The sequence below is a fragment of the Streptomyces sp. NPDC088354 genome (assembly GCF_044753585.1).
Taxonomy (GTDB): domain Bacteria; phylum Actinomycetota; class Actinomycetes; order Streptomycetales; family Streptomycetaceae; genus Actinacidiphila.
The window spans coordinates 201766-224246 of sequence record NZ_JBIVNJ010000003.1 but is presented as its reverse complement, the minus strand read 5'-3'; the positions used below and the strand labels follow the sequence as shown (position 1 = coordinate 224246).

23 protein-coding genes are annotated in these 22481 nt (G+C 72.6%); 14 read left to right on the top strand and 9 right to left on the bottom strand.

The genetic code is table 11. The annotated features are described in order from the left end of the window. Window positions 1-7 precede the first annotated feature (7 nt). On the bottom strand, window positions 8-1246 hold the full coding sequence (locus ACIP98_RS07245; protein ID WP_319658138.1) for a DUF4032 domain-containing protein: 1239 nt from the start codon (window positions 1244-1246) through the stop codon (window positions 8-10). Between the two features lie 67 nt (window positions 1247-1313). On the opposite strand from ACIP98_RS07245, the gene ACIP98_RS07240 reads away from it, so the two are divergent. After that, entirely contained in the window at window positions 1314-2705 is a 1392-nt protein-coding gene (locus ACIP98_RS07240; RefSeq protein WP_319658139.1) for an FAD-dependent oxidoreductase, read from the top strand. Window positions 2706-2728: 23 nt separating this feature from the next. On the opposite strand, the gene ACIP98_RS07235 is transcribed toward ACIP98_RS07240, so the two are convergent. Continuing rightward, the gene (locus ACIP98_RS07235) at window positions 2729-3556 is read right to left on the bottom strand and encodes a hypothetical protein (RefSeq protein WP_319658140.1); all 828 of its coding nucleotides are present in this window, start codon (window positions 3554-3556) and stop codon (window positions 2729-2731) included. Between the two features lie 220 nt (window positions 3557-3776). Beyond that, complete coding sequence (locus tag ACIP98_RS07230) at window positions 3777-4304, bottom strand: PadR family transcriptional regulator (RefSeq protein WP_401974189.1); 528 nt, start codon at window positions 4302-4304, stop codon at window positions 3777-3779. 71 nt (window positions 4305-4375) lie between these two features. Between ACIP98_RS07230 and ACIP98_RS07225 the strand changes: the two genes are divergently transcribed. Beyond that, complete coding sequence (locus ACIP98_RS07225; RefSeq protein ID WP_401974188.1) at window positions 4376-5149, top strand: alpha/beta fold hydrolase; 774 nt, start codon at window positions 4376-4378, stop codon at window positions 5147-5149. Here ACIP98_RS07225 and ACIP98_RS07220 read toward each other — a convergent pair. Next, the gene (locus ACIP98_RS07220; RefSeq protein ID WP_401974186.1) at window positions 5098-5697 is read right to left on the bottom strand and encodes a class I SAM-dependent methyltransferase; all 600 of its coding nucleotides are present in this window, start codon (window positions 5695-5697) and stop codon (window positions 5098-5100) included. The genes ACIP98_RS07225 and ACIP98_RS07220 overlap by 52 nt on opposite strands. Before the next feature lie 62 nt (window positions 5698-5759). Here ACIP98_RS07220 and ACIP98_RS07215 point away from each other — a divergent pair, with 62 nt between their 5' ends. The 7 genes from ACIP98_RS07215 to ACIP98_RS07185 all read left to right on the top strand — a co-directional run bounded on the left by ACIP98_RS07215 (window position 5760) and on the right by ACIP98_RS07185 (window position 11807). Beyond that, entirely contained in the window at window positions 5760-6095 is a 336-nt protein-coding gene (locus tag ACIP98_RS07215) for a YnfA family protein (protein WP_319658144.1), read from the top strand. Window positions 6096-6229: 134 nt separating this feature from the next. After that, window positions 6230-7000, top strand: coding sequence for an MHYT domain-containing protein (locus tag ACIP98_RS07210; RefSeq protein ID WP_319658145.1), 771 nt, complete (start codon window positions 6230-6232; stop codon window positions 6998-7000). Beyond that, the gene (locus tag ACIP98_RS07205) at window positions 6997-9591 is read left to right on the top strand and encodes a nitrate- and nitrite sensing domain-containing protein (RefSeq protein WP_401974184.1); all 2595 of its coding nucleotides are present in this window, start codon (window positions 6997-6999) and stop codon (window positions 9589-9591) included. The genes ACIP98_RS07210 and ACIP98_RS07205 overlap by 4 nt, the downstream gene beginning before the upstream one ends. Then, window positions 9588-10010: a roadblock/LC7 domain-containing protein gene (locus ACIP98_RS07200; protein ID WP_319658147.1), complete on the top strand. Its 423-nt coding sequence runs from the start codon at window positions 9588-9590 to the stop codon at window positions 10008-10010. The genes ACIP98_RS07205 and ACIP98_RS07200 overlap by 4 nt, the downstream gene beginning before the upstream one ends. 15 nt (window positions 10011-10025) lie before the next feature. Further along, on the top strand, window positions 10026-10421 hold the full coding sequence (locus ACIP98_RS07195) for a DUF742 domain-containing protein (protein ID WP_319658148.1): 396 nt from the start codon (window positions 10026-10028) through the stop codon (window positions 10419-10421). Further along, on the top strand, window positions 10402-10992 hold the full coding sequence (locus tag ACIP98_RS07190; RefSeq protein ID WP_319658149.1) for an ATP/GTP-binding protein: 591 nt from the start codon (window positions 10402-10404) through the stop codon (window positions 10990-10992). The genes ACIP98_RS07195 and ACIP98_RS07190 overlap by 20 nt, the downstream gene beginning before the upstream one ends. A 146-nt stretch (window positions 10993-11138) precedes the next feature. After that, window positions 11139-11807 carry a hypothetical protein gene (locus tag ACIP98_RS07185; protein WP_401974182.1) on the top strand — a complete coding sequence of 223 codons (669 nt, stop codon included), beginning with the start codon at window positions 11139-11141 and terminating at the stop codon, window positions 11805-11807. Window positions 11808-11834: 27 nt separating this feature from the next. Here ACIP98_RS07185 and ACIP98_RS07180 read toward each other — a convergent pair whose 3' ends face one another. Both ACIP98_RS07180 and ACIP98_RS07175 read right to left on the bottom strand, forming a co-directional pair. Continuing rightward, entirely contained in the window at window positions 11835-12263 is a 429-nt protein-coding gene (locus ACIP98_RS07180; protein ID WP_319658152.1) for a PPOX class F420-dependent oxidoreductase, read from the bottom strand. Window positions 12264-12300: 37 nt separating this feature from the next. Then, the gene (locus ACIP98_RS07175) at window positions 12301-13320 is read right to left on the bottom strand and encodes an alpha/beta fold hydrolase (RefSeq protein WP_401974180.1); all 1020 of its coding nucleotides are present in this window, start codon (window positions 13318-13320) and stop codon (window positions 12301-12303) included. Between the two features lie 205 nt (window positions 13321-13525). On the opposite strand from ACIP98_RS07175, the gene ACIP98_RS07170 reads away from it, so the two are divergent. From ACIP98_RS07170 to ACIP98_RS07150, 5 genes are all read left to right on the top strand, one after another. After that, window positions 13526-15796: a nitrate- and nitrite sensing domain-containing protein gene (locus tag ACIP98_RS07170; protein ID WP_401974178.1), complete on the top strand. Its 2271-nt coding sequence runs from the start codon at window positions 13526-13528 to the stop codon at window positions 15794-15796. Beyond that, window positions 15793-16203, top strand: coding sequence for a roadblock/LC7 domain-containing protein (locus ACIP98_RS07165; protein WP_319658155.1), 411 nt, complete (start codon window positions 15793-15795; stop codon window positions 16201-16203). Before ACIP98_RS07170 ends, ACIP98_RS07165 begins: the two co-directional genes overlap by 4 nt. Before the next feature lie 6 nt (window positions 16204-16209). Beyond that, a complete protein-coding gene (locus tag ACIP98_RS07160; RefSeq protein ID WP_319658156.1) occupies window positions 16210-16638 on the top strand; it encodes a DUF742 domain-containing protein in 429 nt (142 codons plus the stop codon). Between the two features lie 48 nt (window positions 16639-16686). Next, a complete protein-coding gene (locus tag ACIP98_RS07155; protein ID WP_319658157.1) occupies window positions 16687-17166 on the top strand; it encodes a macro domain-containing protein in 480 nt (159 codons plus the stop codon). 94 nt (window positions 17167-17260) lie between these two features. Beyond that, on the top strand, window positions 17261-18169 hold the full coding sequence (locus ACIP98_RS07150) for a DUF6397 family protein (protein ID WP_401974176.1): 909 nt from the start codon (window positions 17261-17263) through the stop codon (window positions 18167-18169). A 34-nt stretch (window positions 18170-18203) separates the two neighbouring features. Here ACIP98_RS07150 and ACIP98_RS07145 read toward each other — a convergent pair whose 3' ends face one another. The 3 genes from ACIP98_RS07145 to ACIP98_RS07135 form a co-directional block, all read right to left on the bottom strand. Beyond that, the gene (locus ACIP98_RS07145) at window positions 18204-18713 is read right to left on the bottom strand and encodes a DNA starvation/stationary phase protection protein (RefSeq protein ID WP_319658159.1); all 510 of its coding nucleotides are present in this window, start codon (window positions 18711-18713) and stop codon (window positions 18204-18206) included. 283 nt (window positions 18714-18996) lie between these two features. Then, window positions 18997-19863: an acyl-CoA thioesterase II gene (locus ACIP98_RS07140; protein ID WP_319658160.1), complete on the bottom strand. Its 867-nt coding sequence runs from the start codon at window positions 19861-19863 to the stop codon at window positions 18997-18999. A gap of 100 nt (window positions 19864-19963) precedes the next feature. Continuing rightward, window positions 19964-22477 carry a DEAD/DEAH box helicase gene (locus tag ACIP98_RS07135; RefSeq protein WP_401974174.1) on the bottom strand — a complete coding sequence of 838 codons (2514 nt, stop codon included), beginning with the start codon at window positions 22475-22477 and terminating at the stop codon, window positions 19964-19966. Window positions 22478-22481: the final 4 nt, after the last annotated feature.

Here is a 22481-nt window from a genome sequence, read left to right as displayed (position 1 = left end):
AGCGGGCCTAGTCCGGCGGCAGGGGCACCGCCGGCGCCTGCGGCGACTGCAGAAGCACGTTGTGCACGTAGTCCTCGACCGCGGCGTCCAGTCCGACGTCGCCCTGGGCCCGCTCCGACATGAACCAGCGGTGCTCCAGCAGCTCGTGGTAGACCTGCGCGGTGTCCATGCCGCGGCGCAGCTCGCGCGGGACGGCGCGGACGGTCGGGCGGAAGACGTCGCGGACCCAGCGGTGGGCCAGCACCTCGGGACGGGCGCCGAGCGGGTCGCCGGGGGCGTAGTCGTCCTGGGTGGCCATCCAGGTCTCCAGGTCGTTGAGGAGGCTGCGGGCCTGGTTCTCCTCGGCGTCCAGGCCGGTCAGGCGGAGCAACTGGCGCTGGTGGTGGCCGGCGTCCACGACCTTGGGCAGGAAGGTGACGTGGTCGCCGTCCGGCGACTTCTGGATCTGCATCTCGGCCACGTCGAAGCCGAGTTCGTTGAGGCGGCGGATGCGCCGGTCGATGTAGTGCCGCTTGGTCACCGGGTAGACCGACTCGCGGGTGAGCTCGTGCCACAGTTCGTCGTACCGGTCGGCGATGGCCTGGCCGAAGGTCACCGGGTCCACGGACGGGTGCAGGGAACCGCCCGCCTCCAGGTCCATCAGCTCGCCCGCGATGTTGACCCGGGCCACCTCGATGTCGTACTCGCGCTGGCCGCGCGAGAGGTTGGCCTGGATCTGGCCGGTCTCGGCGTCCACCAGGTACGCCGCGTACGCGCCCGCGTCGCGCCGGAACAGGGTGTTGGACAGCGAGCAGTCACCCCAGGCGAAGCCCGCCAGGTGCAGCCGGACCAGCAGGACGGCGAGCGCGTCGAGCAGGCGGTTGACGGTGCCCGGCCGCATCGTCGTCTCGAACATCGAGCGGTACGGCTGGGAGCCGCCCAGGTGCCGGGTGATCAGGACGGGCTCCAGCGGAGCGCCGCGGTCGTCCGTGCGGCCGGTGACCACGGCCAGCGGGTCCACCGCGGGGATCCCGATCCGGTCCAGGTCGCGCAGCAGCCCGTACTCGCGCACGGCGGCCCACTCGCCGACCTCCTTGACCGCCACCACCTCGTCCCCGGCGAGCGCGAAGCGCACCACGTGCCGGGAGATGCCGCGGGGCAGGGCCACCAGGTACTCCTCGGGCCACTCCTCCAGCGGCACGTTCCACGGCAGGTCGAGGAGGGTGGCCGGGTGCTCCGGGGAGGTCGCGGTGATCTGGAGGTCCATGACGCACAAGTGTGCGGCACAGGGGTGGCCGCGCACGATACCGGGGGCGTGCGCATACGCTGCCGTCATGACGGAACGGCTGGTGGTCATCGGGGGCGACGCGGCGGGCATGTCGGCGGCGTCCCAGGCACGCCGACGGAGGGGCCCGGGCGACCTGGAGATCATCGCCTTCGAACGCGGCCGCCGTACCTCGTACTCGGCGTGCGGCATTCCCTACTGGATCGCGGGGGACACCGACGGGCCCGACGAGCTGATCGCCCGCTCGCCCGAGGAGCACCGGGCCCGCGGCATCGACGTGCGGCTCGGCACCGAGGTGCTCGGCATCGACATGGACGCGCGCCGGGTGCGCACCCGCGACACGTCCGGCCACGAGGGCTGGACCGGTTTCGACCAGCTCGTCATCGCCACCGGGGCCGTCCCCAAGCGGCCCGACATCCCGGGGATCGACGCCGACGGAGTGCACGGGGTGCAGATCCTCGACGACGGCGAGGAGATCCTCGGCTCGCTCGACGACGCCCCTGCGCGGCACGCGGTCGTGGTCGGCGGCGGGTACATCGGCGTCGAGATGGCCGAGGCCATGCTGCGGCACGGACTGCGCGTCACCCTGCTCGAACGGGCCGAGGAGCCCATGTCCACCCTCGACCCGGACATGGGGCACCTGGTGCGCAAGGCCCTGGAGGGGCTCGGCATCACCGTGGTCACCGGCTCCGCCGTGCGCGAGGTGCTGACCGGCGCCGGAGGGCGGGTCCGGGCGGTGGCGACCGACCGGGGCGAGTACCCGGCCGACGTCGTCGTGCTCGGGCTCGGTGTGGCGCCCAACACCGCTCTCGCGCGGGAGGCCGGACTGCGCCTCGGGGAGCACGGCGGGCTGCTCACCGACCGCGCGATGCGGGTGCGGGGCGCCGACGGCGTCTGGGCGGCGGGTGACTGCGTGGAGGTGGTCAACCTGGTGTCCGGGGGGATGCAGCACATTCCGCTCGGTACCCACGCGAACAAGCAGGGCCGGGTCGTCGGCACGAACATCGGTGGCGGCTACGCCACCTTCCCCGGTGTCGTCGGCACGGCGGTCAGCAAGGTCTGCGACCTGGAGATCGCCCGCACCGGGCTCAAGGCGTCGCAGGCCGACGCGGCCGGCCTGCAGTACGTCACCGCCGTGGTGGAGTCCACCAGCAGGGCCCGCTACTACCCGGGTTCGGCGCCGATGACCGTCAAGGCCATCGCCGAGCGCGGCACCGGGCGGCTGCTGGGGCTCCAGATCGTCGGGCGCGAGGGCGCTGCCAAGCGGGTCGACATCGGCGCGGTGGCCCTGACCGCGGGCATGACGGCCGAGCAGGTGACCGCGCTCGACCTCGGCTACGCCCCGCCGTTCTCGCCGGTGTGGGACCCGGTGCTGGTGGCGGCGCGCAAGGTCGCGGGCAAGGTGCACGACGATCCGCGCGAGGGCCCGCGGGCGGGCTGAGCCGGGCCCGGGCGCCGACGGGCTCAGCTGGGGCGGACGGCCAGCTTGTCCAGGGCCTCCAGCAGCTTCGGCAGTTCCGGTCCGCGGCCGACCGGGAGCACCTCGCCCGGCTCCTCGTCGAGCAGCACGAAGGCGACGTCGTCGGTGCGTGCCACCAGGCTCCAGTCCGTCCCGTCCACGCGCAGTGTCCGGACTCCCTCCCCGGCCGCGGTCGACCGTATGCGGCCGGGCGGCGGCGGGGCGTTCACGTACTCCGCGGCGGCGGTCAGAGCCCGGCGTACGCCGGGATGGAGGCCGCCGCCCGTGGGCGGGCCCGGCTCCGCCCCCTGATCCTCTGTGGCCTGCTCGCCGCCCGTCCCACCGGTTCCGGCGGGGTCGCCCAGCTGCTCACGCCAGGTGCGCCACTGCAGCGCGATCTCGTCGGCGCCCATGCGCCGCTGCGCCGGCCCCCAGTGGTCGCTGTCCGGCGGCGAGAGGGGGCGTCCCGCCTCCTTCTCGTCGGGGTCGTGGGGTGCGGCGACCCCCGGTGCGGCGACGGCCACCGGCAGCGGCCAGCCGGGCAGGGCGGCGATCACCGAGTGCTCGTCGGGGGACAGGTCGTACTCGAGCCCGCAGTCCCATGCGGCCAGGGCGCAGGCCACGAGAGCGGTGTCGTCGACGGCCACGGTCCACCGGGCGCCGGTCCCGTCCTGCCCGAAGATCAGGCCGTAGCCGTCGGCGACCGCTTCGAGGCCGAGCTCGGCGCACGCCGCCGGGTAGTCGTCGGCCAGGACGCTCGGGAACTGCGCGGGCGTCAGCATCGCCGCCGTGAGAACGAACAGCGCGTCGTCGTCCGTCGCGGACACGGGCATCCCCTTCCGAGTGGTTCTCCGTGGTGGGCGCACCCTAACCAGCCGGTGAGACCCGCGTCGAGAGCGGGGTCGCGCCTGTGGAAAACCCTTCACCGGCCGGGACACGGGCCGCCGCCCCGCCACCGCGGCCAACTTCCGCACCCTGTACGGCGGCTGCCTGCACGGACGCGGTACCGGCGCTTCCGCTTCGCGGGTGCGCCCTGCCGTCCGGGGTTCGGGCCTAGCCTGCGCCGAGCTCCGCGAGCGTGCCGCGCAGCCACGTCAGCTCCGCCTTCGTGGTCGCCCGGGCGATGGTCAGTACGCCGCGCCGGAACGGGTCCTCGACCTCCTCTGCGCGCAGCGGCCGGTCGCCCTCGTAGAAGAACCCGGAGGGCTCCTCGAGGAACGCCATGCGGCGCCGCAGCACCGCGGCCTGGGCGGCCCGGTCGTCCAGGTGCCGGAGGAAGGCGAGCACGGTGAACCAGCGGTTCTCGTCCGAGATGTCGAGGCCGGAGGGTTCGGCGAGCCGGCGGCGGAGTTCGGCGCGGCCCTGGTCGGTGAGCGTGAGTTCGTGACGGGGGGCGGCGACCGCGCCCGGACGGGTCTCCCGTTGCAGCAGGCCGGCCTTCTCCATCCGTTTGATGGCCGGGTAGAGCGTGCTCTCCGCGACGGGTTTGACGTGCCCGGTCAGCGCGGCGATGCGCTTGCGCAGTTCGTAGCCGTGCAAGGCGTCGTCGAACAGGAATCCCAGGATCGCGAGCTCCAGCATGCGGTCATTCTCCACCATCCACGGGGTACATCGCGTTGGTAATACATCGGTGGCGATGTATGGTCTCCGTCATGCAGCAGACACGGTTCACCGAGGGCGGCGCGCACATACGCTGGACGGAGTCGGCAGGCGAGGGCCCCGCGCGGGTCTTTCTGCACGGCCTCGGAGCGGCATCCGCCGTCTACTTCGCGCACATTGCCGGGCACCCCGCGCTGGCGCGGCACCGCTCGCTCCTGGTCGACCTGCCCGGCTTCGGCATCAGCGACCGCCCGGCGGACTTCGGTTACCGGCTGGAGGACCACGCGGACGCGGTCGCCGCCGCCCTCGACGCCGCCGGTGTGACCGGTGCGGAAGTGGTCGGCCACAGCATGGGCGGGGCCGTCGCCATTGTGCTGGCCGCACGCCGGCCGGACCTGGTCGCGAGCCTGGTACTGGCGGAGGCGAATCTGGACCCCCGCCCGCCGGAGACGGCCGGCAGCAGCGGCATCGCCGCCTTCACGGAGGAGGAGTTCGTGCACGGCGGGGCCTTCGAGCGTGTCCTGGAACGCGTCGGACCGAAGTGGGGCGCCACGATGCGGCTCGCGGATCCCGTGGCGCTGCACCGCAGTGCCGCCGGTCTGATGCGGGGAACCGAACCCACGATGCGCGCGATGTTGCTCGCCCTGACCGTTCCGCGCACCTACCTGATCGGAGAGCACAGCGGGGAACTCGCCGGGCACCAGGGGCTGGTGGCGGCCGGGGTGTCGGTGGTGACCGTCCCCGGCGCCGGTCACAACATCATGTTCGACAACGCCTACGCCTTCGTCGAGGCCATCGCCAGGAATTGGTCGTCGCAGTCCGTGTAGCCGGTCATGGTCCAGCCGGACCCGTCGAGCAGGGGCCGCAGGTTGGGCTCGGCGCGCAGGTCGTCGGGTGTGAGCCGGCGGCCCTGCCGGGCGGCGAGGGCCGCCCGGCCGATGGGGTGGAAGAGGGCCAGCCGCCCTCCGGGCCGGGTGACTCGGGCCAGTTCACGCAGGCACGCACCGGGGTCCGGCAGGTGGCCGATGAGCCCGGCCGCGAAGACGGCGTCCAGGACCCCGCCGCGCAGCGGCAGGCGTGCGCAGTCGGCCTGTACGAGGGCGCCGTCCGCCCCGCGCCCCGCGCGGACCGCGGCGGTGAGCATCTCGGGGGTCAGGTCGGCGCCGACGACCGTCCCCGACGGGCCCACCGCGCGCCGCAGGAACGGCAGCGCGCGTCCCGTGCCGCATCCGGCGTCGAGCACGGTCTGCCCGGGGCGCAGACCGAGTCGCGTCACCGCCGCCTCGTACGCGGGACCGTCGTCGGGGAAGCGGGTGTCCCAGCCGGCGGCCCGGGCGGCGAAGAACTCACGCACATGGGCGGGGTCGGAATGCATGTCGGACACCTCTGGTGGGAGCCGCGGACGGGGCAGCGCAATGGGCGGGGCATCATGGTCGCATGCTCACGCTGCGTTCCGTCGTCCTCTTCATACTTGCCGCGCTCCTCGAGATCGGAGGCGCTTGGCTGGTGTGGCAGGGCCTGCGCGAACACCGCGGCTGGGCCTGGATCGGCACCGGGGTGATCGCGCTCGGCCTGTACGGATGCGTCGCGACCTTGCAGCCGGATGCCGAATTCGGCCGCATTCTGGCTGCCTATGGCGGCGTGTTCATCGTGGGCTCGCTCGCCTGGGCGATGGTCGCGGACGGTTACCGGCCGGACCGCTTCGACGTCGTCGGGGCGCTGGTGTGCCTCGTGGGCGTGGGGGTCATCATGTACGCACCGCGCGGCTCCTGAAACACCTCCCCTCTGTGCAGGTTCGGCCGCTGGGCGATCGTTCGGGACCGCGCGGGGAAAGCACCCTGTCAATTAACGCAGGGTTCCGTCATGGCCGAGGGCCGGTGCCGCCCCCGCACTAGCGTCCGGTGGCCATGGGACACATGGACCACGCCGCCTTCGGCTGGCTGACGCCGCTGCTCTCGTACGCCATGGCGTGCGTCGGCGCGGCCCTCGGACTGCGCTGCACCGGCCGCGCCCTGGCGGCGACCGGCCGCTCCCGCCGCAACTGGCTTCTCACGGCCACCAGCGCGCTCGCCACCGGCATCTGGACGATGCACTTCGTGGCCATGCTCGGCTTCCGCGTCAGCGGCACGGAGATCCGCTACAACGTGCCGCTCACTGTGCTGAGCCTGGTGGTCGCCCTCCTGGTCGTCGGCCTGGGCGTGTTCGCCGTCGGCTACGGCAAGGGGCGTCCCGTGGCCCTGGCGGTCGGCGGGCTCACCACCGGCCTGGGCGTCGCGAGCATGCACTACCTGGGGATGGCGGCGATGCGCCTGCACGGCGGGGTCTCCTACGACCCGTGGACGGTGGCCCTGTCCGTGTCCATCGCGGTGGCCGCCGCGACCGCCGCCCTGTGGGCGGTGCTCACCGTGCACCGGCCCGTGATCGTCGCGGGGGCGTCGCTCGTCATGGGCGCCGCGGTGAGCAGCATGCACTACACGGGGATGCTCGCCGTGCGGGTGGACGTGCGCCCGTCCGCCGCCGAGTTGGGCGGGGCCGGGGCAACCGCCTTCCTCTTCCCGCTCATCGTCGGTCTCGGCTCGTACCTCTTCCTCACCTCGGCCTTCGTCGCGCTCTCCCCGACCGCGAGGGAACGCGGGGCCTCTGCGGCCGCCACGCGATTCGGGGAGGGCGCCGCATGACCCCTCAGCGCGGCCGCCGTGCGCACGCCGGTCTTCCCGCCGACGAGCGGCCGCAGCGGACCTCCCTGCCGGGCCTGCGGCCCAGAACAGTCCGCGCGAAGATCGTCTGCCTCCTGATGGTGCCCGTCGTCTCCCTGATGGCGCTGTGGGCCTTCGCGGCCGTCACCACGGCGCAGGACATATCCCGTCAGTTCCGCGCACAGCGCGTTGCAGAAACGATCCGCGAACCGGTCATCGCCACCATCACCGCATTGGAGGCCGAACGTCGTGCCGCGGGGCACTACATGGCCGATCCGAGGGACGCGACCGCGGCCGAGCTGAAGCGCCGCTCCTCGGAGACCGGTCACGCCGTCGGCAGGCTACGGCTCGGCAAGGATCACACCGTGGCCGACGGGACCGGTCTGCCCGGTCAGGTCGCCGACCGCGTACGCGCCTTTGTGGGCGCCGTGGACGGGCTCGACGCGCTGCGCCCCGGCGACACCGCGCCGCGCGCCGACTGGGGCAGGGTCTACCAGGCCTACACGGACGCGATCGCGGACGCTTTCGCCATCGCCGCCGCCATCGCCGACTCGCCGCAGTCCCGCGTCGCCCTGGACATCGGCCGGGCAGCGGAACAACTGGCCTGCGAGGACGCCCTGCTGTCCACCGCCGCCCTCGACCACGACCTGCCCCTCGCGCGCTACGGGGACGTCAGCGGGTCCATCCGGGCCCGCCGGTTCCTCCTCGCCACCGCCGTTCCCGGGTTGACCGGCGAGACCCGGCGCGCCTGGGACCGGCTCAGCGGTTCGGAGGAGTACGCGGACCTGGCGGTGGTAGAGGACGCCGTCCTGGCGGCCGGCCCCGGCAAAGCGGCGGCCGACGCGGCTCCGGCCGCCGTCTGGAACCGGGCCGCCGGGCGGGTGTCCGGCGGTCTGGCGGCGATCGCGGTGGGCACGGCTCCCTCGCAGGAGCCCGTCCTGCACAGCCTCCTCAGCCGGTCGGGCGTGGCCGTGCTGCTCGGACTGATCGCCGTCGTCGCCTCGCTGCTCATCTCCGTGCGCATCGGCCGCGGCTTGGTCGTCGAACTCGTCGGACTGCGCAATACCGCCTTCGACCTGGCCAGGCGCAAACTGCCGCGTGCCATGCGGCGGCTGCGCGCAGGGGAGCCGATCGACCTGGAGGCCGAGGCCCCGCTCGGGAGCCATGGCAGTGACGAGATCGGGCAGGTCGCCGAGGCCCTGGCCACCGTGCAGCGCTCGGCGCTGCGGGCCGCCGCCGAGCGCGCGGAACTCCTGAGCGGCGTCTCCGGGGTCTTCGTCAACCTCGCCCGCCGCAGCCAGGTGCTGGTGCACCGCCAGCTCGCCCTGCTCGACACCATGGAGCGGCGCACCGAGGACCCGGCGGAACTGGAGGACCTGTTCCGGCTCGACCACCTCAGTACCCGGATGCGGCGCCACGCGGAGGGCCTGATCATCCTCTCCGGGGCGGCGCCCGGCCGCGCCTGGCGCAAGCCGGTACCGCTCGCCAATGTAGTGCGTGCCGCGGTCGCCGAGGTCGAGGACTACGCACGCGTCGAGGTCCGGCGGCTGCCCCGGACGACCGTGGTCGGGGCGGCGGTCGCCGACCTCACCCACCTGGTGGCCGAACTGGTCGAGAACGCCACCCAGTTCTCGCCGCCGCACACCAAGGTGCGCGTGTACGGCGAGCAGGTGGGCAACGGCTTCGTCCTGGAGGTGGAGGACCGCGGGCTCGGCATGGGCGCGGAGGCCATGGCCGAGGCCAACCGCCGCATCGGGCAGTCACAGGCGCTCGACCTCTTCGACAGCGACCGGCTCGGCCTGTTCGTCGTGAGCAGGCTCGCCGCCCGGCACGACGTCAAGGTCGCGCTGCGCCCCTCGCCGTACGGGGGAACCACCGCCGTCGTCCTGCTGCCCAGCGCCCTGCTGGAGACCGGCGCACAGGAAGCCGACGCCTTCAAGGCGCTGGGGACGAGGAGAGCGGCACCGACGGTCCACGGGAACGGCATCTTGGCCGAGGAGCGGGCGCCCGCGGTGGCGGCGTCGTCGCGTGGCAGCGACGACGCACCGCCGCGCGGCGTCGTGCCCCACCCGGTGCCGGAACGCGAACCGGCTCCCGAGCCGACGGCCCCGACCGCCCCTGCCCCCGTCGCGCCTGTCCCCGTCGCGGCCGCCCCCGCCCCCGCCCCCGCGTCGGCCCCCGCCACGGCCGAGTCGACGGCCGCCGGGGACGGCGCCCTCCCGCGCCGGGTGCGGCGGGCCAGCCTCGCCCCGCAACTGCTGGAGCGGCCCGCTGGGGAGGACGCCTCGGCCCCGGGGCCGAAGCGGGAGGCGCGCGAGCGCTCGCCCGAGCAGGCACGCGCGACTCTGGCGGCCTATCGCAGCGGCTGGATCCGCGGTGGGGGCACCCTGCCGCGCGAGGACGGAACCGACGCGGAGAGGGCCGAGCGGCGTCCCCTGCGGGCCGCTCCGCCGCCCGGGCACGGTCCCGACCGCGGTCGCGGCCACGGCGGCCCGCGTACGGCCCCGGAGAACGGCGACACCGACACCGGCCGTACCCCCGGCAGGGCATCCCGCGAAGGAGAACACGGATGATCGACGCATCGAACCGGTCCGGTGAGCTGGACTGGCTCCTGGACGACCTCACCGACCAGGTCACCGAGGTCCGGCATGCCGTGGTGCTGTCCGGTGACGGACTGGCGGTGGGCGCCTCACGCGGCCTCAGCCGCGAGGACGCCGAGCACCTGGCCGCCGTCGCCTCGGGCTTCCACAGCCTCGCCAAGGGCGCCGGCCGGCACTTCGACGCCGGGCAGGTCCGGCAGACCATGGTCGAATTCGACCACGGCTTCCTGTTCGTGGCCGCCGCGGGCGAGGGATCCTGCCTCGCGGTGTTCACCACGGCCGGTGCCGACGTCGGCATGATCGCCTATGAGATGGCCAGGCTCGTCAAACGCGTCGGCGAGCACCTGCACACACCGCCGCGCCTCGGTGCCGCCGGCCCGGTCGCCGGCTGACCGGGCCGACGGGTGATGAACGGCGGGTACTCACGTCGTCCCGGCGACCACTGGTACGACGACGAAGCCGGGCCCATGGTGCGGCCGTACGCCCTGACCGGCGGGCGGACCCGGCCCGGTACGGCCGGCGCGGGACTGGACCTGATCGCCCAGGTGATCGCCGAGCCCGGTGCGGCCGACGACCCGTCGCTCACCCCGGAGCACACCGCCATGCTCGCGCTGTGCCGGCGCAGCGCCCAGTCGGTCGCGGAACTCGCGGCCGAGTCCGACCTGCCGGTGGGCGTCGTGCGCGTCCTGCTCGGCGACCTGCTGGCGCTCGGCTGCGTACGGGTCCGCGGCCCGGTGCCGCCGGCGCAACTTCCTGACGTGAGCATTCTGCGAGAGGTGATCAATGGACTCCGGGCACTCTGACACGGCGCCCATGGCGCTGAAGATCCTCATCGCCGGTGGCTTCGGGGTCGGCAAGACCACACTGGTGGGGGCCGTCAGCGAGATCCGGCCGCTGCGCACCGAGGAACAGCTCACCGAGGCCGGCCGGGGTGTCGACGACACGGGTGGGGTCGAGCGCAAGACCACCACCACGGTGGCGATGGACTTCGGCCGCATCACCATCCGGGCGGGCCTGTCGCTGTACCTGTTCGGCACGCCGGGGCAGGACCGCTTCTGGTTCCTCTGGGACGAGCTCGCGCAGGGTGCGCTCGGCGCGGTCGTGCTGGCGGACACCCGCCGCCTGGAGGACTGCTTCCCCGCGGTGGACTTCTTCGAGCACCGGCGCATCCCCTTCGCGGTGGCCGTCAACCGCTTCCCCGGAACACGCGACCACGGCCCCAAGGACATCGCCCGGGCCCTCGACCTGGAGGACGGCACCCCTGTGCTGATGTGCGACGCGCGGGAGCGGGCGTCGAGCAGGGACGTGCTCGTCGCGCTCGTGGAGCACGCGGGGCGGATGCACGCCGCACGTCTGCTGGACTCCGTGAGCTGACGGCCCGTCGGCGGGCGGGCACCCTAGCAGACCGGTGCGGTGGAAAAATGGATAACGCCGTGCATTGAGAGGCTTCTGAGCGGGGTGCGTACGAGTGGGCAGGCGGGGCGCACGGCCCCCGAGCCTCTATCGCGCTAGGAGTTCAGATGCACAAGCGGATCGGTGCCGCGGTCGCCGGAACGGCCGCTGGCCTTCTCCTCGTCACCGCCTGCGGCAGCGGGTCGTCGTCCGGTTACGGCCAGGCGAGCAACGTGGCCCCCGCGGCCCAGCAGCAGAACGTGGCCCAGTCGGCCCAGCCGGGTGCCTCCACCACGGGCGGGTACGGCTACGACGACCCGTCGGCCGCGAGTCCTTCCGCGAGCTCGGACGACGGTTACGGCTACGGCGACGACAACAACGGCTCCGGGGACGACGCGGAAGAGGCCTCGGACAAGAAGTGGCCGGTTCTGTCGGTCGTCAACGACGCGAAGCTGGGCGACATCCTGGTCGACTTCAAGGGACGGACCCTCTACCGCTTCGACAAGGACACCGACTGGCCGATGGTGTCGAACTGCACGGGCGACTGCCTGAAGAAGTGGCCGCCGGCCAAGGCCGTCTCCAAGGCGGAGGCCGAGGCCGCGGGCCTCAACCCCAAGCTCGTGAGCACCTACACGCGGCCGGACGGCACCAAGCAGCTGTCGTACAACTGCTGGCCGGTGTACTGGTACAGCGGCGACACCAAGGCCGGCGACATCAACGGTCACGGTGTCGGCGGCACTTGGTGGGCGGTCGCCGCGAACGGCAAGAAGGCCAACGGCGGCAAGCCGGTCAGCTGAACCGGCGTGGCCGGCCCGCCCCTGGCGTCAGCCGGCCACGTCGGCCTCGGCGAGCACCTTGTCGATCCGCACCCGCACGAGCAGCTCGCCGGGCACACCGTTGCGCTTCCCGTACTCCACCGCCCGCTCTTCCCCCATGTAGCGGGCCGCGATCCGGGTGGCCCACTCCAGCAGCGGGCCGGGTTCCTCGCTCACCTCGGCACGACCCTCCAGAACCACGTACGAGAACGGCGGCCGGTCGTCGTCCACGCAGAGGGCGATCCGGCCGTCGCGCGTGATGTTCCGTCCTTTGGCGGTTCCCGCACCGGTGTTGAAGAACAGATCGTCTCCGTCCAGCAAGAACCAGATGGGGGCGATGTGCGGCCGCCCGTCCGCGCGAACCGTCGCCAGCTTGCCCGTCCGCGTCCCGGCGGACACGAAGGCCCGCCACTCTTCCTCGGTCATCCTGTGTCCCATGGCCCCATCCTGCCCCGGCAGGGCGCCGAAGGGGCGTTCAGGAACCGCTGGACGGGTGCGCTGCCACCGCCTCCTCGTAGAGCGGCCCGTCGGTGCGTCCCCGGCGCAGCAGGCGGCGCCAGTGCACGGGGTCGTACTCCTGGGGCGACGTCGTCGCGAGGAAGTCCTCCAGCACGGAGACGAAGCGCTCCGGCTCGTCGTGGTGCGGGAAGTGCCCGGCGTCATCGAACAGCTCCAGGCGGCTGCCGGGCATCGCCGCGTGCGCCTTGACGGCGTGACGCACCGGGATGACCCTGTCGTGCTTCCCCCACACGATGAGGGTGGGCAGCCCGGCCGTCAGGTAGCTGCGGTCCATCATGGTGATGACCTGGCCCCGCAGGTCGACTCCCGCGCGCAGGGTGCGCAGGAACGCCTGACGGGCCTCGCCGCTGTCCAGGGCGAGGCAGCGTTCCAGGACGTAGTCGAAGTCGTGCCGGCCCAGCCCGAGGCCGCCGGTGCGCCGCAGGACGGGCGCGACGAGTCGCAGGGCGCGGCGGACCGGCGGTGAGGTGGCCAGCGGCAGGGCCACTTCCGATCCGGGTCCCGCGGCGAGTCGCAGCAAGGGGTGCACCTCGGGCCCGAGGCCTCCTCCGCCGACGATCACCAGCCGCTCGCAGCGCTCGGGGAATTGATAGGCGAACTGCATGGCGACGCCCGCCCCCAGCGAGTGGCCGACGACCGAGACCCTGTCCACTTCGAGCACACCGAGCAGGTCCCGCATGCCGCAGGCGTAGGCGGCGACCGCGTAGTCCGCGCGGGGGCGCTCGCTCTCCCCGTGACCCAGGAGGTCGGGCGCGATGACCGTGTGGTGCCGGCCCAGCCGGTGCAGGATGTGCGACCACGTCTCCGAGGTGTCGCCGAGCCCGTGGATCAGCAGCAGCGGGGGCCCGCTGCCGCCCACCCGGAAGGCGCGGCGGTAGCCGTGGATGTCGCGGTGGACCAAGGGGATGTTCCCCGCACCGTCCTCCGCCTCGGGGACGGGACCGATGACGCGCCGCACCGCGTGTCCCCGTTCCATCCGTCCAGGGTGCGGCGCGGGCGTTTCCGCGGCAATGCCGGATCGTTAGCGTGGCGTGAACACGCATCCGGCCGATTCGACGGGATTCGACGGCGGGCGGCCGCCCCGGGCTGTGACATGTCACAGTCGCCGCCTGTCAGGGGGCCTCCTTCGGCGAGACTGTGCCCTTCCGTATCGAACCCATGGTCGACCGAGGACCTGACGCATGCGCCTGCGCCCCCGCACCATCCGCACGCAACTCGTGGCACTGCTCCTGGTGCCGCTCCTGTCGCTGGCGGGTCTGTGGACGTACAGCACCTACACCTCGGTACGCGGAGCCTTCGCCCTCATCGGGATCGCCGAGACCTACCGCTACTACGGCACCCCGGCCGACGATCTGGCCCGCGCGCTGCAGGTGGAACGACGCCTCGCCGTCACCTATGTCGCCTCCGACGGCGCACAGGGCGGCACGGAGCTCGCCCGGAGCGAGAGGGACACCGACCGGCTGCTCGCCGTCGTCCGCGAGCATGCGCGCGAGCACGCCCGCGGCGCGCCGCTGGACCGGGTGCAGAAGCAGCGGCTGACCGAACTCGTGACCGCCGCGGAGGATCTGCGGCCGCTGCGTGCCGAGGTGCGGCAACGCGGGTTCGGCTGGTCCATGGCACTGCACCGGTACTCGGCTGTGATCGACCCCACCTTCCGGTTGCGCGGCGCTCTGGGCGCCCTGCAGAGCGGTGAGGTGGCCCACCAGGGCGGCCTGGTCATCGAACTCGTGCGCGCGAGGGAGTTGCTGTCCCGCGAGGACGCCATGATCAGCGCCGTCCTGGCGGGGCAGCGCATGTCCGTCAGCCAGTACCGCGAGTTCATCAGCACCGTGGACGGCCGCAAGCTGCTGCATTCGATCGTCGACCCGGAACTGACCAAGGCGGCCAAGGAGCGTCTCGACCAGTTCGGCGGCGGCAGCGTCGCCTGGTCGCTCGACTCCATGGAGACCGCTGTGCGCTCCGCGGGCGCCGCGGACGTCGGGAACGTCGTCGGGCTCGACCGCTGGCGCGTCAACGCCGACCGCGCCCTTGCCGAGCTCAGCACCATCAATCTGGAGGCCGCCCGGGAGATCGGCGACCAGGCGCGCGACGACGGCATGAGCGTCCTCCTCAGGACCGGAGCGGTCAGCCTCGCCGGCCTGCTGGCGGTCGTCCTGTCGCTTGTCGTCTCCCTCCTGATCGGCCGTGGCATCGCCCGCCGGCTCACCCTGCTGCGCAACGAGGCGCTGGAGCTTTCGGGGACCCGGCTCCCCGAGGTACTGCACCGCCTGCGCTCCGGAGAGGAGCTCGACGAGGGAGCCGTGGCCCGCGCCGCCCCCGAACTGCGCCTGGGTGCCGACGAGATCGGTCAGGTGGGAAGGGCCTTCAACACCGCGCAGCGCGCCGCGGTGCAGGCGGCCGTCGACCAGGAGCGGATGCGCCGCGGGGTGTCGGCGGTCTTCACCAACCTGGCCCGTCGCAGCCAGGTGCTGCTGCACCGTCAGCTCACCCTGCTCGACAGCATGGAACGCCGCTCGCAGGACCCGGCCGAGCTCGACGACCTCTTCCGTGTCGACCACATCGCCGTCCGCATGCGGCGGCACGCCGAGGGCCTGCTGATCCTCTCCGGCAACGCCCCGGGCCGCGCCTGGCGGCGCCCGGTGCGGCTCGCGGAGGTGGCCAGGGCGGCGGTCGGCGAGGTGGAGGACTACCAGCGCGTGGTCGTACGGCGCATGCCCAGGGTGGCGCTCGTCGGCTCCGCCGTCGCGGACGTGCTCCACCTGCTCGCCGAACTCATCGACAACGCCACCGCGTTCTCCCCGCCCGAGAGCAGGGTCGAGGTGCGGGGCGAGGTGGTCGGCGGCGGCTACGTCCTGGAGATCGAGGACCGGGGCCTCGGCATGAGCGCCGAACGCCTGGCCGAGGCCAACAGTGCGATGGGCGAGGCCGCCGCAGGCACGGACCTGCCGGAGACGGACCGCCTCGGGCTGTTCACGGTCGGACGGCTCGCGGCCCGCCAAGGGGTGCGGGTCGCGTTGCGCCGCGGCCGGTACGACGGCACCGTGGCCGTGGTGATGATCCCGCAGGCCGTACTGGTCGACGGTTCGTCGGACGACGCCGAGACCGGGGAGCACGTGCTGCGGCCCCGGTCGGTGGCGGAGCCACCCGGTGGCGACCGCGCCGACAAGTCGCCGCGCACACCGCGGCCCCGCCGCGGGCCCTCGAGGCCCAAGGAGGACGGGCGCACCGGGGCGGGCTTGCCGAAGCGGGTGCGGCAGGCCAGTCTCGTAGCGCAACTCAGGGAGGACTCCGTGCACGACAGCCCGGCAGAGCCGCCGGCGGGCGGAACGCAAAGGGAACGATCTCCGGAAGAGGCTCGTTCCACCATGACGGCGTTCACGCGCGGCCTCGCCCGCGGCCGTGACGCCGCGACACCGCACGGGACTGCGGAGAACGGGGGCAACGGGGGATGACCGTGAGCAGTGGACTCACCTGGCTGATGGACGACCTGACGGAACGCGTGCCGCACGTCCGGCACGCGCTCGTGCTCTCCAGCGACGGTCTGGTGACCGGCGCGAGCACCAGCCTGGACCGCCCGACGGCCGAGCACCTGGCCGCCGTCTCGTCCGGGTTCCACAGCCTCGCCAAGGGCGCCGGCCGGCACTTCGAGGCGGGCGGCGTGCGGCAGACGATGGTCGAGTTCGACGACGGCTTCCTCTTCGTCACGGCCGCGGGCGAGGGCAGTTGCCTGTCGGTGCTGAGCGGGGTCCAGGCGGACGTCGGCCAGATCGCCTACGAGATGACCCTCATGGTTCACCGGGTCGGTGAGCACCTCGGTGTTGCACCGCGCCGGCACGACGCGGCGGCTCCCGGGGAGTGATGACGCATGACGCCGAGCCCGCCGGAGGACGAGGGCGCGCTCTGGTATGACGACGAGGCCGGTCCGATGGTGCGCGCCTACACCATCACCGGTGGCCGCACCCGGCCGGACTCGGACGGCGACGTCGACCTGATCGCCGTCATGGTCGCTGCCGGAACCACGCGTCCGGGCCATGCCGTCCATACCGCCGCTGCCACCGTGTCCGAGGACGGCCTCGACGACGAGCACCTCACGCTGCTCGACCTGTGCCGCGACGGCCCGCTCTCGGTCGCCGACCTCGCGTCGGAGGCCGATTTGGCCGTCGGCGTGGTCCGGGTGCTCCTCGGCGACCTGCTGCGCGAGGGTCACCTGCGGGCGATCCGCCCCGTGCCGCCGGCCGAACTGCCGGACGTCGGGGTGCTGCAGGACGTCATCAACGGGCTGCGGGCCCTGTGAGGCGGCCGTCCGCGGCGGGATGTCGGTGCCCGGACGTACCGTGACGTCATGTCCGAGATCACGTATGTCCGGGGCGACGCCACCGACCCGGTGGGCGAGGGCGTGAAGCTGATCGCCCATGTCTGCAACGACGTCGGTGGATGGGGGAAGGGCTTCGTGCTCGCGGTGTCGGCCCGTTGGCCGGAGCCGGAGGCGGCCTACCGCCGCTGGTACCGCGAACGCGCCGCGAACGACTTCGCGTTGGGCGCCGTCCAGTTCGTCGGCGTCGGACCACGGCTCTGGGTCGCCAACATGATCGGCCAGCACGGGGTCCGGCGGGGCGGCGAGGGCGTGCCGGTCCGGTACGAGGCGATCGACGCGGGCTTGGCGGCGGTGGCGGACCGGGCCGCCGGGCTCGCGGCGTCCGTGCACATGCCGCGGATCGGCTGCGGTCTCGCGGGCGGGAGTTGGGCCCGCGTGGAGCCGATGATCGTGGAGCGGCTGGTGCGCCGCGGGACAGCTGTGACCGTTTACGACCACGGAGCGTGACAGAGTTATCCACAGGCCCGAGCGGGCCGTCGGCCTCCTGTTCTATCGTGGTGACTGTCAGTGACGAACGGTCACGCAAGGACGGGGGATCGACATGGGTGTGCAGGAGCTTGTCGTCGCGGAAGCACTCGGCGTGCGACGCGCGCGGGAGGAACTGGGCCTGGACCCGGCCGAATTCGAGGTCGCGCTGCAGGTCGGAGGGATCCGCACGACGTCCGCGGCCGGCGGCCGGCGGCGTGTGGTGCGCAAGGACGTGGAACGGCTGCGGTCCGAGGAGGGTTTCCCGGAGACGCTCAGGGAGCGGCTGCGACTGGTCGGCAGCGTGGAGGGCGGTGAGCTCATCGGCATCACGCGCGACCGGTTCACCAGACTCGCCAAGGGCGGTCTCATCCGCCCCGTGCGGTGGTACGTGAACCGCTACCGGGCCGTCGTCTGGCTCTATCTGGCCGAAGAGGTGCGGCAATTGGCGGTCGCCCGGCCTTCCCTCCTCGCGGGCCGTCTGCCGGCCGCACTGCGGGACGCGCTGGACGAGGGTGAGGACCACCGCCCCCGCGGCTGGCGGGCACGGAGGGTGGAGGAGATGGTGCGGGATGCCACCGACGCCTGGGGCGAGGCGGCCGCCTGGGCCGCCTTGCTGGGCCCGGAGGCGGCGGCGCGGGCGGTGCCCGATCCGCACGAGCGGGCGTATCTGCGCCGCCTGCGGCCGGGCATTCCGCCAGGGAACACCGGCACCCACGTGGCGCGCGAGATGATCGACGCCATCGTCGTGGCGGACCGTCCCGACGAGGTCGCCTTCGCACAGGTCTCGCTGTCCGACGCTCTGCTCCGGGCGCGCGCCGCCCGGCCGGCACCCCGGCCGGGGAACGAACAGGAGCCCGCCCTGGCGGCCTTGGTGGCGCCGCCGGATCCGGCAGCGCCACCCGGTCCCACCGGGCCGCCTCAGCCGCCCCCGCGGGCCACTAGGAGCCGTTGGCGCCGGCTGCTGGGGCTGGGGGCGGCCTGAGCGGCTCGTCGCCGGCGGTGGGACAACCCGGCCGTCACACCTGGCGGTTCTCGGCGCTGATCATCCAGGCGTGCTCTTCGAGGGTGTCGATGATCGAGTGGAGGAGGTCCGCGGTGGACGGGTCCTCCGCGTCGATGCCGTCGTGCAGGCGCCGCATGGTCGCCGTCGCCGCGTGCAGGCGTGTCGTGATGAAGTCCACCACGGCCGCCACGCTCAGCTCCCCCTCGGGGAACCTGGGCAGGGTGGTGGTGGCCGCGACGGTGTCGGAGCGCCCGTCCGGGACGGCATGGAGGGCCCTCATCCGCTCGGCTATCGTGTCGCTGGCCTCGCGGGCGTCGTCCACGATGTCGTCCAGCTGTTTGTGCAGGTCCCGGAAGTTGTGGCCGACCAGGTTCCAGTGGGCCTGCTTGCCCTGCAGGTGCAGTTCGACCAGCTCGACGAGGATCGCCTGAAGGGCCTCCGACATCTGCCGGGACGCCGTGAACCCTACGGCCGCTTCGTGCTCGGAGAGACGCGCAGTCGGTGGGACAGTGTGCGACGTCATGTCTCTGCTCCTTGGGTAGAAATGCCTTCCCCGGACATCGAGCACAGAGGAAACGTGCGGGTGCCCTGAACGATGTGCCGGCGAGCGGGCGAGCGGCTGCTCGGCGCCGGTGCCCACACACGCGAAGTGACGGACGATCTTCCTCACTGCCCCCGGACAGGCGCCCCTGCCCTTCCTACGGCAGATGCCCCTGGGAGGAGGCAGAACTCGGCATCGCCCTCACGCCACCATGATGTGCACGGCACCCGGGGATACGCCATTCGGAGGAGGAACGGCCCCGAGGTCAGTCCGTGTGCCTCCGGAACAGCCCTTCCTGGACCACCGAGACCAGCAGCCTGCCCTCGCGGTCGTAGATGCGTCCACGGGCCAGCCCCCGGGCGCCGGTGGCGACCGGGGACTCCTGGTCGTACAGGAACCACTCGTCGGTCCTGAACGGCCGGTGGAACCACATGGCGTGGTCCAGCGAGGCCATGTCGAAGCCGCGCGGCCCCCACAACGGCTCGATCGGCACCCGTACGGCGTCCAGCAGCATCATGTCGCTGGCGTACGCGAGGGCGCAGGTGTGCACGAGCGGATCGTCGCCGAGCGGGCCCACGGCGCGCATCCAGACCGCGCTGCGCGGCTCGGCGCCCTCGATCTCCTCGGGGGTCCAGCGCAGCCGCTCCACGTAGCGGATGTCGAACGGCTGCCGGCGGGCCATGCGCTCCAACTGCTCGGGCAGGCCGCCCAGATGCTCCCGGATCTCGTCGCCGAGGGTCGGCAGGGTCTCCGGGTCCGGGACCTCCCGCATCGGCAGCTGGTGCTCGAAGCCGGGCTCCGGCAGATGGAAGGAGGCGGTCAGAGTGAAGATCGTCCTGCCCTGCTGCACCGCGACCACCCGGCGGGTGGTGAACGACTTGCCGTCGCGCACCCGCTCCACCTCGTACACGATCGGCACACCCGGGCGGCCCGGGCGCAGGAAGTACGCGTGGAGGGAGTGCACGGGCCGGGTGCCGTCCGTCGTGCGGCCGGCGGCGACCAGCGCCTGGCCCGCGACCTGCCCGCCGAAGACCCGCTGGATCCGTTCGTCGGGGCTCTGCCCGCGGAAGATGTTCTCCTCGATCTTCTCGAGGTTCAGCAGGTCCACCAGCCGCTCGGCCGGGTTGGTCATCGGGCGTGCTCCTTATGTGCCTTATGTGCCTTATGCGCCTTCGGGGTCGAGGCGCGGGTTGGCGCGGTGGTGCGTATCGCCGGTGCCGCAGGCTCCGCGGTCACAGCGTGCCCACCGCCGTCACCTTGACCACCGCGCGGCCCTCCTCGTCGGAGGCGGTCAGGTCGACGTCCGCCGAGATGCCCCAGTCGTGGTCGCCGGAGGGGTCCGCGAAGGTCTGCCGCACCTTCCACAGGGCCTCCTCGGGGCGCTCCTCGATCTGCAGCAGCTTCGGGCCGCGCGCGTCCGGCCCGGTCCCCAGATCCTCGTACTCGTCCCAGTAGGCGTCCATGGCGTCCGCCCACGCGTCCGCGTCCCAGCCGGACTCGGCGTCGAGTTCTGCCAGTTCGGTGTAGTGCTCCAGGGCGGCCAGCTCCACCCGGCGGAACATCGCGTTGCGCACCAGCACGCGGAAGGCCCGGGCGTTGGCCGTGACCGGTTTGACCTGGTCGGCGCGCTCCTGCGCCTCCTCGGCGGTCATCTCGGCGGGGTTGGCGAGCTGCTCCCACTCGTCGAGCAGGCTGGAGTCGACCTGGCGGACCAGCTCACCCAGCCAGGCGATGAGGTCCTGCAGGTCCTCGGACTTCAGGTCGTCGGGGACGGTGTGCTCCAGCGCCTTGTAGGCGCTCGCCAGGTAGCGCAGCACGATGCCCTCGGTCCGGGCCAGCTCGTAGTACGAGACGAACTCGGTGAAGGTCATGGCGCGTTCGTACATGTCGCGCACGACGGACTTCGGCGAGAGCGGGTGGTCGCCGACCCACGGGTGGCTCTTGCGGTAGACGCCGTAGGCGTGCGAGAGCACCTCCTCCAGCGGCTTGGCGTAGGAGATCTCCTGCAGACGCTCCATCCGCTCCTCGTACTCGATCCCGTCGGCCTTCATCGCGGCCACCGCCGCGCCACGTGCCTTGTTCTCCTGGGCGGCCAGGATCTGGCGGGGGTCGTCGAGGGTCGACTCGACGACCGACACCATGTCGAGCGCGTAGGAGGGCGATTCGGGTTCCAGCAGTTCGAAGGCGGCGAGCGCGAAGGTGGACAGCGGCTGGTTGAGTGCGAAGTGCTGCTGCAGGTCCACCGTCAGCCGGACGATGCGGCCCTCGTCGTCCGGCTCCTCCAGGCGCTCCACCACTCCGCCGGCCAGCAGCGAACGGTAGATCGCGATGGCCCGCCGGATGTGGCGCAACTGGGACCTGCGGTCCTCGTGGTTGTCCTCCAGGAGCCGGCGCATGGCCTCGAAGGCGTTGCCGGGGCGCGCGATCACCGACAGCAGCATCGCGTGGGTCACCCGGAAGCGGGAGGTCAGCGGCTCCGGATCGGACGCGATCAGCTTCTCGAAGGTGGTCTCGGACCAGCCGACGAAGCCCTCGGGCGCCTTCTTGCGGACGACCTTGCGGCGCTTCTTCGGGTCGTCCCCGGCCTTGGCGAGCGACTTCTCGTTCTCGATGACGTGCTCGGGGGCCTGGGCCACCACCAGCCCCGCGGTGTCGAAGCCGGCCCGGCCGGCCCGCCCGGCGATCTGGTGGAACTCGCGGGAGCGCAGCACCCGCACCCGGTTGCCGTCGTACTTGGTGAGCGCGGTGAACAGCACCGTGCGGATCGGCACGTTGACCCCGACACCGAGGGTGTCGGTGCCGCAGATGACCTTCAGCAGTCCGGCCTGGGCGAGCTTCTCCACCAGGCGCCGGTACTTGGGCAGCATGCCCGCGTGGTGCACACCGATCCCGTGCCGGACGTAACGGGAGAGATTGCGGCCGAACTTGGTGGTGAAGCGGAAGTTCCCGATGAGCTCGGCGATGGCGTCCTTCTCGGCCCTCGTGCACATGTTGATGCTCATGAGCGCCTGCGCCCGCTCCACGGCGGCCGCCTGCGTGAAGTGCACGATGTACACCGGAGCCTGCCGGGTCTCCAGCAGCTCCGTGAGCGTCTCGGTGAGCGGGGTCAGCCGGTACTCGTACGACAGGGGCACCGGACGGGTCGCCGAGCGCACGACCGACGTGGGCCGGCCGGTGCGGCGGGTGAGGTCCTTCTCGAAGCGGCTGACGTCACCGAGCGTCGCCGACATCAGCAGGAACTGTGCCTGGGGCAGCTCCAGCAGCGGGATCTGCCACGCCCAGCCGCGGTCGGGCTCGGCGTAGAAGTGGAACTCGTCCATGACGACCTGGCCGATGTCCGCGTCCTTGCCGTCGCGCAGCGCTATCGACGCCAGCACCTCGGCCGTGCAGCAGATGACGGGGGCGTCCGGGTTGACGGAGGCGTCACCCGTGAGCATGCCGACGTTCTCCGTGCCGAAGAGCTTGCAGAGGTCGAAGAACTTCTCCGACACCAGCGCCTTGATCGGCGCGGTGTAGAAGGTGACCTCGTCGCGCGCCAGGGCGGCGAAGTGCGCACCGGTCGCGACCAGGCTCTTTCCGGAGCCGGTGGGCGTCGACAGGATGACGTTCGCCCCGGAGACCACCTCGATCAGCGCCTCCTCCTGGGCGGGATAGAGCGAGATGCCCCGGCCCTCCGCCCAGGTGGCGAAAGCTTCGAAAAGGGCGTCGGGGTCGGCCTCGGCAGGGAGCTGATCGATAAGGGTCACACCC